This window comes from Pseudomonas asturiensis (assembly GCF_900143095.1).
GTDB lineage: Bacteria > Pseudomonadota > Gammaproteobacteria > Pseudomonadales > Pseudomonadaceae > Aquipseudomonas > Aquipseudomonas asturiensis.
Genome location: NZ_FRDA01000008.1, coordinates 146,301 through 161,280, shown reverse-complemented (window position 1 = coordinate 161,280; position 14,980 = coordinate 146,301). Strand labels below are relative to the sequence as shown.

The 14,980-nt window shown below is 61.2% G+C and carries 12 protein-coding genes; 6 read left to right on the top strand and 6 right to left on the bottom strand.

All coding sequences use genetic code 11. The features are described from left to right. Positions 1–6 precede the first annotated feature (6 nt). Positions 7–843 (top strand): regulatory signaling modulator protein AmpE, encoded by an 837-nt coding sequence (gene ampE / locus BUB69_RS16000; RefSeq protein WP_073168440.1) that lies wholly within the window; start codon positions 7–9, stop codon positions 841–843. A gap of 2 nt (positions 844–845) precedes the next feature. Here the strand turns inward: ampE and BUB69_RS15995 are convergent, their stop codons facing one another. After that, positions 846–1,634: a TatD family hydrolase gene (locus BUB69_RS15995; RefSeq protein ID WP_175561752.1), complete on the bottom strand. Its 789-nt coding sequence runs from the start codon at positions 1,632–1,634 to the stop codon at positions 846–848. Next, positions 1,631–2,626 (bottom strand): catabolite repressor/activator, encoded by a 996-nt coding sequence (gene cra, locus BUB69_RS15990; RefSeq protein WP_073168437.1) that lies wholly within the window; start codon positions 2,624–2,626, stop codon positions 1,631–1,633. The genes BUB69_RS15995 and cra overlap by 4 nt, the downstream gene beginning before the upstream one ends. Before the next feature lie 340 nt (positions 2,627–2,966). Here cra and ptsP point away from each other — a divergent pair, with 340 nt between their 5' ends. From ptsP to BUB69_RS15965, 5 genes are all read left to right on the top strand, one after another. Beyond that, the gene (gene ptsP / locus BUB69_RS15985; RefSeq protein ID WP_073168435.1) at positions 2,967–5,834 is read left to right on the top strand and encodes a phosphoenolpyruvate--protein phosphotransferase; all 2,868 of its coding nucleotides are present in this window, start codon (positions 2,967–2,969) and stop codon (positions 5,832–5,834) included. Then, entirely contained in the window at positions 5,834–6,775 is a 942-nt protein-coding gene (gene pfkB, locus BUB69_RS15980) for a 1-phosphofructokinase (protein ID WP_073168432.1), read from the top strand. The genes ptsP and pfkB overlap by 1 nt, the downstream gene beginning before the upstream one ends. A 12-nt stretch (positions 6,776–6,787) precedes the next feature. Continuing rightward, the gene (locus BUB69_RS15975) at positions 6,788–8,530 is read left to right on the top strand and encodes a PTS fructose-like transporter subunit IIB (protein ID WP_073168430.1); all 1,743 of its coding nucleotides are present in this window, start codon (positions 6,788–6,790) and stop codon (positions 8,528–8,530) included. Between the two features lie 200 nt (positions 8,531–8,730). After that, on the top strand, positions 8,731–10,305 hold the full coding sequence (locus BUB69_RS15970) for an alkaline phosphatase D family protein (RefSeq protein ID WP_073168427.1): 1,575 nt from the start codon (positions 8,731–8,733) through the stop codon (positions 10,303–10,305). 105 nt (positions 10,306–10,410) lie between these two features. Further along, the gene (locus BUB69_RS15965) at positions 10,411–11,352 is read left to right on the top strand and encodes an AEC family transporter (protein ID WP_073168425.1); all 942 of its coding nucleotides are present in this window, start codon (positions 10,411–10,413) and stop codon (positions 11,350–11,352) included. A 21-nt stretch (positions 11,353–11,373) separates the two neighbouring features. Here the strand turns inward: BUB69_RS15965 and BUB69_RS15960 are convergent, their stop codons facing one another. Genes BUB69_RS15960 through BUB69_RS15945 form a run of 4 tightly spaced genes read right to left on the bottom strand, consistent with a single transcriptional unit; the run spans position 11,374 to position 14,971 of the window. Continuing rightward, positions 11,374–12,378, bottom strand: coding sequence for an SdiA-regulated domain-containing protein (locus BUB69_RS15960; RefSeq protein WP_073168422.1), 1,005 nt, complete (start codon positions 12,376–12,378; stop codon positions 11,374–11,376). Between the two features lie 42 nt (positions 12,379–12,420). After that, positions 12,421–13,950, bottom strand: coding sequence for an ArnT family glycosyltransferase (locus BUB69_RS15955; RefSeq protein WP_073168420.1), 1,530 nt, complete (start codon positions 13,948–13,950; stop codon positions 12,421–12,423). Then, positions 13,947–14,231 (bottom strand): lipid-A-disaccharide synthase N-terminal domain-containing protein, encoded by a 285-nt coding sequence (locus tag BUB69_RS15950; RefSeq protein ID WP_073168417.1) that lies wholly within the window; start codon positions 14,229–14,231, stop codon positions 13,947–13,949. The genes BUB69_RS15955 and BUB69_RS15950 overlap by 4 nt, the downstream gene beginning before the upstream one ends. Further along, positions 14,228–14,971 (bottom strand): glycosyltransferase family 2 protein, encoded by a 744-nt coding sequence (locus tag BUB69_RS15945; protein WP_073168415.1) that lies wholly within the window; start codon positions 14,969–14,971, stop codon positions 14,228–14,230. The genes BUB69_RS15950 and BUB69_RS15945 overlap by 4 nt, the downstream gene beginning before the upstream one ends. Positions 14,972–14,980 lie beyond the last annotated feature (9 nt).

Genomic DNA, 14,980 nt, shown 5'->3' with positions numbered 1-14,980 from the left:
CGAACGATGAGTTTTCTGGTGTTGTTGCTGGCGGTCTGGGTGGAGAAGTTCTCTGCGCTGCGTCAGCGTGTGCAGCGTGATGGTCCCTGGCTGGGCGAGCTGGCCAGGCTTGAGGCCGGTCCTCGAACGGCGTCGCGGCCCTGGCTGATCCTGGCGTTGCTGATTCTGCTGCCGGTCGTGTTGCTGCAACTGGCGCTGACCGTCGTGGGGTCGGTGGCGTATGGCTGGCTGGCACTGCCCGTTCACCTGCTGGTGCTGATCTACAGCCTGGGCAGAGGCGATCTGATTGCAGCGCTCGGTCCGTTTCGCGATGCCTGTCGACGTGCCGATTCGCAGGCAGCCGTGCATGTGGCCGAGCGGGACATGGGCGTTCTGGCCGATGACAGTCAGCAACTGTTGCAGGGCGTTCAGGGCTACATGCTCTGGCAGGCCTATCAAAGTTTTTTTGCGGTGATCTTCTGGTACTTCCTGCTGGGGCCGGTCGCGGCGCTGGCGTATCGCCTGCTGGCGCTGGCTGCCGAGCACGGCAAGACGCCAGCCCTGGTCGAGCGCGCTGCGCAACTGCGTCATGCCTTCGACTGGGTGCCGGTCAGGCTGCTCGCGGCCAGCTTCGCTCTGGTTGGCAACTTCGTTGCAGTCAGCCGGGTGATGCTGCATGAGTTGCTCAACTGGAACATCAGCGCGCCGCAACTGATCAACCGTATCGGCTGTGCGGCCAGCGACGTGCCGGCGCCTGCGCTGGGCACCGATGGCGTGAGCAGCCTCGACATGCTCTGGGAGTTGCTGATCCGTGCGGCGATTGTCTGGTACACAGGTTTTGCCCTGTGGACCTTGCTGATCTGACGTCAGAGGGGCCAGTCGAACAGTTCGCAGGCGTTGCGGGTACTCGCCTCGGCCAGCTGTGCGGGGCTGACGTTCATAAGCTTCGCCAGTGCCGTGCAAATGTCCGGCAAATGTTCCGGGCTGTTGCGCTGGTTGGGGTACATGGCCGGGGCCATGTCCGGGGAGTCGGTCTCCAGTACCACGCTTTGCAGTGGCAGTTCGGCAATCACCCGGTGCATGCGCAACGCCTGTGGCCAGGTCGCTGCGCCACCCAACCCGAGTCTGAACCCCAGCTTGATGTACTCCCGCGCTTCCTCCCGGCTACCGGCAAAGGCGTGAACGATGCCGCTGCGTTTGAGTGCAAAGCGTTTGAGCGTCGCGATCACATCGGCATGGCTGCGCCTGACATGCAGCAAGACCGGTAGATCGAAGTCCGCTGCCAGTTGTAACTGCGCCTTGAACACCTGTTGCTGACGCGCTTTGTCCAGGCCTTCAACGTAGTAATCCAGCCCGATCTCGCCCACCGCACACAACTGAGAATGACCGTTGAGGCGTGTGAGCCAGTCACCCAGCTGCGTCAGATGCTCTGGGCGGTGCTCGTCGATATAGACCGGGTGCAGCCCAAAGGCGGCGTGCAGGGCAGGGTTCTGTTCGGTCAGGTCCCACAGTCGCTGCCAATTACGCTGATAAACCCCCAGCACCACCATGCGCTGGACACCCAGCACGCGACAGTTTTCCAGGACGTGCGCACGGTCGGCATCGAAGTCCGGGAAGTCGAGGTGCGTGTGGGTGTCGATCAGCGCCACGCTCACACCCCGTGAATACGTTGCTTGAAGGTACGCACGATGGCATGCACGCCGGGTTGATATTCATTCTTCTGAATCGCATCCAGGGCCAGTTGCAGTGCGGTGTCGGCAATCTTCTGATGCTGCTGCGCCATGGCATTGACCGGCAACGGCAGGAAGTCCAGCAGTTGCGTGTCACCGAACGTGCCCAGATGCAGTTGGGTCGAGTTCAGCGTCTGGCTTTGCAGAACGTCGAACACGCCTTGCAGCAGCACATACGAGGTGGTGATGAGCGCGTCGGGAAATTGACCCAGGCGCTCAAGCATCTCGGTCATCAGGCGTTGGCCGCATTGCCTGCTGAACGCCTCGCCATGTTCCACGATGGTGGTTCCGGCAAAGCCTGCGAGCGCATGCTCGAAGCCGGCAGCGCGCGCCCGGCTGATGCTCAGCTCAGGTCGCGCACCAATCAGGGCGATGTGCCGGGGGTTGGTTTCCAGCAGACTGTGAGTCAGCTGCAGGCTCGCGTCGTGGTCGTCGCTGACCACCGAGCAGAAAAATTCCGGGTTCATTTCACGGTCGATGGCGATGATCGGCAAGCCTTTGAGTTGCAGCTCGCGGTAGCTGTCGTCGCTCGGCGGCAGGCAGCTGGCGACCAGCAACGCATCACAGCGGCGTGCGCGAAACACCTGCAGCAGTTGCAGCTCGCTGACGGGATCGTCATCGGAACTGGCGATCAGCAACTGATAACCCAGTGCCCTTGCGCCTTGCTCCAGAAGTTTGGCGATGCGTGCATAGCTGGGGTTTTCAAGGTCTGGAAGGATAAAGCCCAGTGTCTTGCTGTGTCGGCTGCGCAGGCCGGCTGCCTGAGGGTTGGGGCGAAAGTCATGCTCTTCGACCACTGCCCGTACCCGCTCGACGGTGGCGGGGCTGATGCGCTGCTGTTCAGCCTTGCCGTTGATCACGTAGCTGGCCGTGGTGACGGACACACCTGCCAGACGCGCAATATCGCTCAGTTTCACCGCAAATTTCCTTTTGTTATTGGCGTGGCTTACGACAGTCGAAAAACTTTTGTATGACGGTCATCTTTACACGAGACCGTGGCACAACCCCAACTACTGCAAGTATTTTGGGACTTCTCCTACAGGATCAGACCGACTGGGCTTCAATGAATCCCAAGAATCGAGTAACGTGCCGGGCAATTGTAGATTAAACGATTCAGCTTTCGCATTGTCTGCTGCAATCGAGATGAAACCGATGTCCGATGGATAGCATTTCATCTACCCCAAGCTGTCGATCATGTCAGATCGTCATTAAAACAAGAATCAAGTGGCGCCCTGGCGCTGCACAGGAGTCAAGGCAATGCTCGAACTCACTCTGGAGCAAATATCCATGGCCCAGTCGGCTGTGGATAAAACTGCCGCACTTGAATTGATTGCCGAACATCTGGTCGCCGACGGCCTGGTTGCACAAGGCTATCTCACCGGGTTGATGAACCGCGAACAGCAGGGCTCCACCTTTCTGGGTCAGGGCATCGCCATCCCCCATGGCACTCCCGAAACCCGCGACCTTGTCTCCACCACTGGCGTGCGCCTGATGCAGTTCCCCGAAGGGGTGGACTGGGGCGATGGCCAGATGGTGTACCTGGCCATTGGTATCGCGGCCAAGTCCGATGAGCACTTGCGCCTGCTGCAACTGCTGACCCGCGCGTTGGGCGAGGAAGACCTCGGCCAGGCGCTGCGAGAAGCTAAGACCCCGGAGGATCTGCTCAAACTGCTGCAAGGCGCACCGCAGGAACTGGCGCTCGATGCGCAAATGATCAGCCTGGGTGTATCGGCCGACGATTTCGAAGAACTGGTATGGCGCGGCGCACGTCTGCTGCGCAAGGCCGATTGTGTCAGTAACGGTTTCGCTGCGGTGTTGCAGCAAGTCGAGGCGCTGTCGCTGGGCGATGGCCTGTGGTGGCTGCACAGCGAGCAGACCGTCAAGCGTCCGGGTCTGGCTTTTGTCACGCCTGACAAACCGATTCGTTATCTGGGTCAGCCGCTCACCGGCCTGTTTTGTCTGGCCAGTCTCGGTGAGGCGCATCAGGCGTTGCTTGAGCGCTTGTGCCTTTTGTTGATCGAAGGTCGCGGCCATGAACTGGGCCACGCCACCAACAGCCGCGTGGTGTTGCAGGCCCTGGGTGGCGAATTGCCCGCCGAATGGCCCACCGAGCAGATCCAACTCGCCAACGCCCATGGGCTGCACGCGCGTCCGGCGAAAATCCTTGCGCAACTGGCCAAGGAGTTCGAGGGCGAGATTCGCGTGCGTATCGTGGAAACCGGCGATAGCGCCGTCTCTGCCAAGAGCTTGAGCAAGCTGCTCAGCCTGGGCGCACGTCGCGGTCAGACGCTGGAGTTCATCGCTGAACCGACCATCGCCGCTGATGCATTGCCGGCCTTGCTGGCAGCGGTAGCGCAGGGCTTGGGCGAGGAAGTCGAGCCACTGCCGGTGGCGTCCGAAAACAAGACGGCACCTGCGCCAGCCGCCGTTGCCAAGCCGGTCCATGCCCCGGCAGCCGGCAGCGTGTTGCAGGCCGTTTCCGCCTCGCCGGGCATTGCGATTGGCCCGGCGCATATTCAGGTGTTGCAGGCCTTCGAATACCCTCAGCAAGGCGAGTCGGTCGCCGCTGAACGCGAGCGCCTGCAAAAAGCGCTGGCTGAAGTGCGCCGCGACATCGAAAACCTGATCCAGCGCAGCAAGGCCAAGGCCATCCGCGAGATCTTCATCACCCACCAGGAGATGCTCGACGACCCGGAATTGACCCACGAGGTCGAGCAGCGTCTGAACCGGGACGAAAGTGCTGCCGCTGCCTGGGCGAGCGTAATCGAGGCGGCTGCCGTTCAGCAGGAACAACTGCAGGACGCGCTGCTTGCCGAACGTGCGGCAGACCTGCGTGATGTCGGTCGTCGCGTGCTGGCGCAAATCTGCGGCGTTGAAACCGTCGCCGCGCCCGACGAACCTTACATTCTGGTGATGGACGAAGTTGGCCCGTCCGACGTGGCGCGTCTGGATCCTGCGCAGGTAGCGGGCATTCTGACGGCTCGCGGCGGTGCGACGGCGCACAGCGCCATCGTTGCGCGTGCGCTGGGCATTCCGGCGCTGGTCGGGGCGGGCGATGAAGTGCTGCTGCTCAAGCCGGGCACTGTCCTGCTGCTGGATAGCCAGCGCGGCCGTTTGACCGTGGCCCCGGACGACGCCACCTTGCAGCGGGCCATTCAGGATCGCGATGCTCGTGAGCAACGCCTCAAGGAGGCTGCAGCGCTGCGTATGGAGCCAGCGGTGACCCGCGACGGCCACGCCGTTGAAGTGTTCGCCAACATTGGTGACAGCACCGGCACGCCGGCTGCGGTGGAGCAGGGCGCTGAAGGCGTCGGTCTGCTGCGCACCGAGTTGCTGTTCATGGCGCATTCTCAGGCGCCGGACGAAGCCACACAAGAGGCGGAGTACCGCCGCGTGCTCGAAGACCTGGGCGGGCGTCCTCTGGTGGTGCGCACGCTGGACGTGGGTGGCGACAAGCCGCTGCCGTACTGGCCCATCGATAAAGAAGAGAACCCGTTCCTCGGCGTGCGCGGCATCCGCCTGACGTTGCAGCGCCCGGACGTGATGGAAAGCCAGCTGCGCGCGCTGTTGCGCGCCGCCAACAGCGGGCCGCTGCGCATCATGTTTCCCATGATCGGCACCGTCGAGGAATGGCGTCAGGCGCGGGACATGACCCAGCGCCTGCGTGAAGAGATTCCGGTCAGTGACCTGCAACTGGGGATCATGATCGAAGTGCCGTCCGCTGCGCTGATTGCGCCGGTGCTGGCCAAAGAAGTCGACTTTTTCAGCATCGGCACCAATGACCTGACCCAATACACCATGGCCATCGACCGTGGTCACCCGACCCTGTCGGCACAGGCTGATGGTCTGCACCCCTCGGTGTTGCAACTGATCGATATGACCGTGCGCGCTGCCCATGCCAATGGCAAGTGGGTCGGCGTCTGCGGTGAACTGGCGGCAGACCCGCTGGCCGTGCCGATACTGGTCGGCCTTGGCGTGGATGAGTTGAGCGTTTCAGCGCGCAGTATCGGCGAGGTCAAGGCCTGTGTTCGTGAACTGAGCCTGAGCAGCGCCCGGCAACTGGCGCAAACTGCGCTGGCGGTGGGCAGTGCCGCCGAAGTCCGTGCACTCGTGGAGGCCCTGTAATGGCGAAGATTCTTACCCTGACCATGAACCCGGCGCTGGACCTGACTGTGCAGTTGGGGCAGATCGAGCTGGGCCAGGTCAATCGTAGCAACGCGATGCTCACTCACGCGGCGGGCAAGGGCCTGAATGTGGCGCAGGTGCTCGCTGACCTGGGACATGACCTGACCGTCGCCGGATTTCTGGGCATCGACAATCAACAGGCGTTCGAGGCGCTGTTCGAGCGTCGTGGCTTCGTTGACGAGTTCGTGCGCGTGCCGGGCGAAACCCGCAGCAACATCAAGCTGGCCGAAGGCAGCGGCCGCATCACCGACTTGAACGGCCCCGGCCCGCAGGTCAGTGACGAGGCGCAGCAGGCGCTGTTTGCCCGCGTGCAGCAGATCGCGCCGGGCTTCGATGCAGTCGTCGTTGCCGGCAGCCTGCCACGTGGCGTAACGCCTGAATGGCTGCACAAGCTGCTGGTGATGCTCAAGGATCTGGGGCTGAAAGTCGCGCTGGACAGCAGCGGTCTGGCGTTGCGTGCCGGTCTGGCGGCAGGTCCGTGGCTGATCAAGCCCAACACCGAAGAACTGGCCGACGCGCTGGATGCGCCGATCATCTCCATCGCCGCTCAGGCCGAGGTGGCGGCTCGTCTGCACACCCAGGGCATCGAGCACGTGGTGATTTCCCAAGGCTCGGAAGGTGTGCACTGGTTCAGTCCCCACCTTGCGCTGCACTCGCTGCCGCCCAAGGTTACTGTCGCCAGCACCGTGGGCGCGGGCGACTCGTTGCTGGCAGGCATGGTTCACGGTCTGATCAGCGGCGATGAGCCGCACAAAACATTGCGCACTGCGACGGCGATTGCCGCCATGGCGGTGACTCAGATCGGCTTCGGCATTACCGATGCCGCGCAACTCAAACGGCTTGAAGGCGGCGTCACTGTACGCAGCCTGACAGAACAATAAGAGAGGATCGTCATGAAGTTAGCCATAGTAACGGCCTGCCCGAACGGCAAGGTCAGCAGCGTACTCAGTGCACGATTGCTCGAAGCGGCGGCGATGCGTCAGGGCTGGGAAACCAGCGTCGAGATCATTGACCCGCACAAACCGGATCGCCAACTGTCGGCCCAGGACATTGAGGCCGCCGATCTGGTACTGGTCGTCAATACCGGGCCTGTGGACCTGAGCCGCTTCGTCGGCAAGCGTCTGTTCCAGGACTCGCCTTCCCATGCCTTGCAGGACGTTGACGGCTTTCTGCTGCGTGCTGACAAGGAGGCGAAGGTCCACGTTGCCCAGCAGGCGGTCGCGCCTGAAACCGCGACCGGCTCCGGCGCTCAACCGCGCATTGTCGCGATCACCGCCTGCCCGACTGGCGTGGCGCATACGTTCATGGCTGCCGAAGCCATCCAGCAAGCCGCCAAGCGTCTGAACTATGACCTGCAGGTCGAGACCCAAGGCTCGGTCGGCGCTCGTAATCCGCTGAGCCCGAAGGCCATCGCTGACGCGGACGTGGTGCTGCTGGCTGCGGATATCGAGGTCAACACCGACCGTTTCGTCGGCAAGAAAATCTATCGTTGCGGCACGGGCATCGCACTCAAACAGTCCGAGGCCACGCTGAAACAAGCGTTGGCAGAAGGTCAGGTTGAGTCCGACGCAACCGCTGCCAGGTCGCCTGCCGCGCAAGAGAAGACCGGCGTCTACAAGCACCTCCTGACCGGCGTATCGTTCATGCTGCCGATGGTGGTGGCCGGTGGTCTGCTGATTGCGCTGTCGTTCGTGTTCGGGATCACTGCGTTCAAGGAGCAGGGCACCTTGGCCGCCGCCTTGATGCAGATCGGTGGCGAGGCGGCGTTCAAACTGATGGTGCCGTTGCTGGCCGGTTACATCGCGTATTCCATTGCTGACCGGCCGGGTCTGGCGCCGGGCATGATCGGTGGCCTGCTGGCGAGTACGCTGGGTGCCGGTTTCATTGGCGGCATCGTGGCCGGTTTTCTGGCCGGTTACAGCGCGGCGGCGATCAATCGCTATGCACGCTTGCCCGCGAGTGTCGAAGCGCTCAAGCCGATCCTGATCATCCCGTTGCTGTCGAGCCTGTTCACGGGGCTTGTGATGATCTACGTGGTCGGCAAGCCGGTGGCGGGCATGCTCGAAGCGCTGACCCACTTCCTCGACAGCATGGGCACCACCAACGCGATTCTGCTGGGTGTGCTGCTGGGCGCGATGATGTGTGTCGACCTCGGTGGGCCGATCAACAAGGCGTCCTACGCTTTCTCGGTCGGCTTGCTGGCGTCGCAGAGTTACGCGCCGATGGCCGCTGCCATGGCCGCCGGCATGGTGCCGCCTATCGGCATGGGTATCGCCACGCTGCTGGCCCGTCGCAAGTTTGCCCAGAGCGAGCGCGAGGCCGGCAAGGCCGCGTTTGTGCTGGGGCTGTGCTTCATCTCCGAGGGGGCGATTCCGTTCGCTGCCAAGGACCCGTTGCGCGTGATCCCGGCGAGCGTCGTGGGTGGCGCGTTGACCGGTGCGCTGTCGATGTACTTCGGCTGCAAACTCATGGCCCCGCACGGCGGCCTGTTCGTCATGCTGATCCCCAACGCCATCAATCACGCACTGCTTTACCTGCTGGCCATTGTGGTTGGTAGCGTGGTGACAGGTGTGGTGTATGCCGTGCTCAAGCGGCCCGAAGTGGTCGAAATGGATGTCGCCCCGGCCAGTGCTTGAGTGTTATCTGATCTGATCTGACGCTGATCACGCACGCGCTTATCAACTTCCTCCCGCAGAAGAAAAGCTGTTTCTTCTGTGGGCGGCGGCGGTATCTCGCACTCATGTGTGGGTCCTCTCCCACGCTGCGCAAGCGCTGTCACACTCCCCCAACATTCCCCTGCTAGGTTGCTCTTTTACCTGTCTGCGAGGGGATAACCGTGAGCCAGTTCGATCTCAAGCGTCGTCGTGTCATTCAGGCCGTCGGGGCCGGGTTGTTGTTGCCAGGGCTTGCGCCGGCGGTCATCGCGGCGGTGCAGGATCGTCCGAAGATGACTGACGGCGTCCAGTCAGGTGATGTGCTGGGCGACCGCGCGATGGTCTGGAGTCGCAGCGACCGACCTTCGCGCATGATCGTGGAGTGGGACACGCGCAGCATGTTCACCCAGCCGCGACGTGTCGTGTCGGCGCTGGCCGATCGGCGCACCGACTTCACCGCTCGCGTCGAGCTGACCGGCCTGCCCGTCGATCAGACGATCTTCTACCGTGTGTCGTTCGAAGATGCGCAGAGCGGCGTCGCCAGTGAGCCCTGGTTCGGCCATCTGCGCAGCATGCCGCAACAGCGTCGCAACATTCGTTTTGTGTGGAGTGGCGACACGGTGGGCCAGGGCTTTGGCATCAACCCGGACGTGGGCGGTATGCGTATCTACGAAGCCATGCGCCTGCGTCTTCCGGACTTTTTTATCCACAGCGGCGACACCATTTACGCCGATGGCCCTGTCCCGGCGCAGATCACGGTTGAGGATGGACGCATCTGGCGCAACCTCACCACCGAGGCGAAAAGCAAAGTCGCCGAAACGCTGGACGAATACCGCGGCAACTATCGCTACAACCTGATGGACGAGAACCTGCGCCGGTTTAACGCCGAGGTGCCGCAAATCTGGCAATGGGATGACCACGAAGTGACCAACAACTGGTCGCCGAGCAAACAGCTGGATGACCGCTACAAGGTCAAGGACATTCAGTTGCTGTCTTCCCGCGCGCGTCAGGCATACCTGGAATATGCGCCGTTGCGTTTGCAGGAAGCCGATAACGGCGGGCGGATCTATCGCAAGATCCCCTATGGCCCGATGCTGGATGTGTTCGTCCTCGATATGCGCAGCTATCGCGACGGCAACGACGCGAATCTGGCCGACAAGCCGGGCCCGACCACGGCGTTCCTGGGGCGCGAACAACTGGACTGGCTCAAGCGTGAGCTCAAAGGCTCCAGGGCGCAATGGAAGGTCATCGCAGCCGACATGCCGATTGGCCTGGGTGTACCGGACGGTGAAGTCAGCCCAGGCGTTGCACGCTGGGAAGCGATTGCCAACGGCAATGACGGACCTGCGCTGGGGCGTGAGCTGGAGGTGGCGGAACTGCTGACCTACCTGCGCGCGCAGAAGATTCGCGACTGTGTGTGGCTGACGGCGGATGTGCATTATTGCGCTGCGCATCACTACCAGCCGGATCGGGCCGTGTTTCAGGACTTTGACCCGTTCTGGGAATTCGTTGCCGGACCGTTGAACGCAGGCAGCTTCGGGCCCAATAAGCTTGACAAGACCTTCGGCCCGGAATTGGTCTTCCAGAAGGCACCGCCCGCGCAGAACACCTCACCGTTCGCCGGTTTCCAGTTCTTCGGTGAAGTGAATATCGACGGGCAGAGCGGCGAAATGACCGTGACCCTGCGCGACCTGGATGGTGTGTCGGTATTCGAACGCCAGTTGCAGCCAACGGTGGAGGTCAGTCGTATCGTCTGACGCGCCGCGCCGTCAGGTGGTTCGGTGTTTGCAGAAATTCCTTGCAACACCTGCGTCGTGGGTGGCTTATCATGAGCCACCTATCGACGGGACCGGGTGCGCTGGATGCTGGCTATTTTTCTTGAAACCCTGAACATCACCGCCCCGGTGTTCGCCATGCTGTTCCTCGGTGTGTTGCTCAAGCGCATCGGTGCCATCAACGATGGTTTCATCGTTGCAGCGTCGGGACTGGTGTTTAACGTCACCATGCCTGCACTGCTGTTTCTGGGCATCATCCACGCCGACCTGCGCGCGGCCCTGCAACCCAGACTGCTGATCTTCTTCGGCGTCGCCACGCTGCTGAGTTTCGCGTTCACCTGGTGCTGGGCGATCTGGCGCTGCCCGCATGAAGACCGCGGGGTTTACGTTCAGGGTGCATTTCGCGGCAATAACGGCGTGATCGGCCTGGCGCTGGCCGCCAGTATGTATGGCTCCTACGGCATTTCACTGGGCGCGATTCTTGCGGCATTGGTCATCGTTTTTTACAACACGCTGTCGACCGTCGTGCTGGCGGTGTACAGCCCGGTGATCAAGTCCGACCCGTGGAACGTGTTCAAAAGTGTATTGGCCAATCCGCTGATCATCAGTGTGATCATCGCTTCGCCTTTCGCCTACTTCAGTATCGGTTTGCCCAAATGGCTGGAAACATCCGGCAGCTATCTGGCGCAGATGACCTTGCCGCTGGCACTGATCTGCATCGGCGGTACGCTGTCACTGGCCTCGCTGCGCAAGAGCGGCAAGCTGGCCATCAGTGCCAGTGTGATGAAGATGGTCTGGCTGCCGGTGCTGTGCACGTTCGCGGCCTGGCTGGTGGGCTTTCGTGGCGCGGAGCTGGGCATTCTGTTCCTGTACTTCGGCAGTCCGACCGCCGCCGCCAGCTACATCATGGCGCGCACCGCCAATGGCAATTACGAGTTGGCAGCCGCGATCATCGTGCTGACCACGCTGGCCGCCGCCGTGACGACCAATATCGGGATTTTTATCCTGCAGTGGGGCGGCTGGATCTGACGAAACCAGGCGTCTTCGCCTTCAGTGACCCGGTTGTTCAGCGGGTTGCTTCTGTGCTTTTGAAAACCTGTAAAACAGATTCGGCTCGCTGACCACGTACAGATTGCCATCGCGGTCCATGGTCAGTCCTTCAGGCTGGGGGATGCTGTTTTTCAGGTCGGAAAATCCCGATGCCAACGACCTTATACTGACGAACCTACCGTTACCGTCCAGCTCGGTGATTGAGCGTGACTGGTCACTGAGTAGCAGCAAGTGTCCGGTACGCGGATCGTAGTAACCTTCCGAAAGATCACGTGCAGCAACACCCCCTGTCACCCAATCCAGCCGATCGACAACTTTTATCTGCAAGCGGCCTTGGTCGATGGACCGCAAGACGCCAGAAACCTCGAATAGCTGGCGTGGATCACGCTCCTTGATCGCGAATAGACGGTCGTTATCAGGATCGTAAGTGACACCTTCAAAGCCCTTGTTGTGCAGGCTTGGATTGATCACTAACGCGATGTACTGGGCCTCTTCGACCTGGATTGGACGAGCGGCTGCTGGCAAGGTGATGATATCCAGTTGCTGAAGCTGCTCGTCGCAAAGCGCTACCCGTCCGTTACCCAGATAGGCCACTCCTTCTGTGTCGTCAAAACCGATCAGGGGGTAGCGTTCGAGAATGTCGCCGTTCATGTCCAGCGCCAGCAGTTGCATCGGCCCCTTGTTGGTCACGGCCAGCAGGCGATGGTTGTCGTAGTCGTAAGCTATTCCCGAGATATTGGCCACATCCGGGCCGATGGGTTTGGCTTCGACAACCACCTGAAAGTCCGGCAACCAGATGTTTTTATCGGGTGCTTCATTTCCCTTCAACCAGGTGCGGCCGTACTGATAGAGCTGCTGATGAATCTGAAAGTGTGTCGACACGCCGTATGCCAGCATCAACACCCCAAACGTAACGGTGACGAGCAGTATCTGCGCGAGTGAGACTCGTCGTCGATACAGGCTCGACCCACCCTCGCGCGCCGTTCTTATGGTTTCCAGAAGCATGGCGTCAGGCACTCCCTGCTTGCTTGGCGATTGGGCTGATGGTCATTGGACAGGCTGTTTCCAGGCAAATCGATAGACTTCCATAGGGCGTTCAGGCCGGCACACGCCGTTGTCGGCCTGGGCATCGACCACGAACCAGTCCGCCCTGGATGTCTGACCCAGCGCATGAGCCTTTTCCGGCAGGAAGCAATTGGCCAATAGTTCGCCTGGAACCAGCGCGAAGGTGCCGGGGTGCTCTCGCAGCCACCTGGCCGCCTGCTCGACCGCCAAGGGCCGGGCAAAACCGAAATGCACAATGGGTTGGCGCGCATAAAGCCAGTGGCCCTCACGCCAGTTGACCAGGACCAGATCGGCCCCCTGGGTGACTTTGGCGGCCTGCTCCATCAGCTCCTTGTGTGGGTTCTCGCCTTCGATGAGCGGTTCGACGAAGCCTCTGGCGAACCACAGACCCAGCCATACAACGACCACTGTCGGGAATATTCGCCGAGCCCAGGCGCGTTCCTTGAACCAGCGCCGCAGAAGCCAGGGCACCAGTGGGGCCGCGACCAGTACCAGGCCGGGGAGCGCGGGAAAGATGTAGAGCTTGCGTTTGCCACTGGAAAGGCTGAAGAACAGCAGCACCAGCAACACCCAGCCAAGCAGTATCAACACTCGGCCATCCTGTTTGCTCAATTGCCTGCGCCACGCCGGGATCAGCCAGGGCAGCGCGAAGATAAGTGGAAGCCAGTACTGAGGGATGACTTTGACAAAGAAATACCAGAAGGGCTCGCGGTGGTCCCAGGCACTGGCGTAGCGATTGGCCGTCTGGTGCAGGAGTATTTCGTGAATATAAGCAAAGCCTTCCGGTCCCCCGTCACGCACGACCGAGATCACCATGGGGACCAGCCAGAGGCAGCACGCCAGCAATGTCACCAGTAAACCCAGCGCCCAGCGTGCAGCCTGGCCAGGCATTCTCACCACACCTTGCCAGTTTTTACGCACGGCGTAGGCATACGGAATCAGCATCAAGGCCGGTACAAAACCCACGCCTTTGCTGATGATTCCCAGGCCCATCGCTGCGCAACTGAAATAAAACCAGCGCCAGGACGGTCCGAGCAACAGGTGACGAACCAAACCGTAGAAACCGAGCGCGACCCATAGGCAAAGGAAGCTGTCGATCTGTCCGGTGCGCAGGATGCTGTAGGTTTGATAAGTGGCCAGGAACAGCAAGGCGGCGTATCGACCGATGCGTCGGTTCCAGAGACGACGCCCCAGGTCGTAGAGGACTGCAGTGGTCGCGCCTGCCGAGAACAGTGCGGGCAGATAGAGCGCTATGTTCGGGCTGCCGGTCAACCAAATGAAGAACGCAACTGCCCACATGAACAAGGGCGGTTTATCGGCATAGATTTCGGCGGCCCTATGGGGGACGAACCACGACCCGTTCTGCAGCATCTCCAGCGCAACGCCCAGAAAGCGTTCTTCGTCAACGTTCTGCGGCTGGCGCAAACCCAGACCGGCCCCGACCAGCACGACGGCCAGCACGACCAGTAACCATCCTTCGAGGCGAGGCGAAATGGAAGTTCGCAACGTCATTGCTCCTTGGGTGTCTTGGCCTGTTGGCTGATCAGTTGAAGGTTGCGCATGTACACGATCAGTCCAAAAGCCTGACCTGCTATGAACACGGGGTCCTGTCGATAGATCGCGTAGATCAAAAGGATTGAGCTGCCCAGCATGCTCAGGTACCAGAAGCCCACCGGAATGACGCTGCGCTTCTTGAATTCGCTGTACAGCCATTGCAGAACGAAACGGCCGGTAAAGACGGCCTGCCCGACGAAGCCAAGGATCAGCCAGAGGGTTTCGCTATCAAGTTTCATGGGCGCTGCTCCTGTGCGGTGGCATCCAGGCGGGTCCTGCGGATCAGCCACCAGACACCAAACAGGTCAAGAATGCCGACCAGCGCACGGTCCAGATTGCCGTACTTGGATACACCCGCCTGTCGGTGACGGTGATTGACGGGGTGGATGACCATCCGGCCGTTGTGTCGCTGAATGAGTGCCGGAATGAATCGGTGCATGTGGTCGAAGTAAGGCAGGCGCAAAAAAGCCGCTCGCTCGATCAGCTTCAGGCCGCAGCCGGTGTCCGGTGTAGCGTCTTTGAGAAGGCGGCTGCGCAGACCGTTCGCGAATCGCGAGGCCCATCGCTTGCTGGCCGTATCGCGGCGATTCACCCGATGCCCCGCCACCAGCTGGATCGAGTTCGGGCCTCCCTGACGAGCGCGTACCAGCGATAACATCCCTGGAATGTCGGCAGGATCGTTCTGGCCATCTCCATCCAGCGTCGCCAGCCATTCACCCTCAGCTGCCAATGCTGCGTGATAAATCGATGTGCTCTGACCGAGAGATCGCTCATGGCGCAGGATGCGCAACGTGTTGAGGCCGCTTTCCTTCAGGTTCGTCAGTACTTGCAGGGTGTTATCCGTGCTGCCGTCGTCAACCACCAGTATCTCGTAGCGCTCGCCGGTGAGCGCAGCACAGACTTCCCTGACCAGGGCGGGGAGGTTGTCGGCTTCGTTTTTAGCTGGAATCACGACAGACAGAAAAATGGGCGTAGTCATGGATGTCCT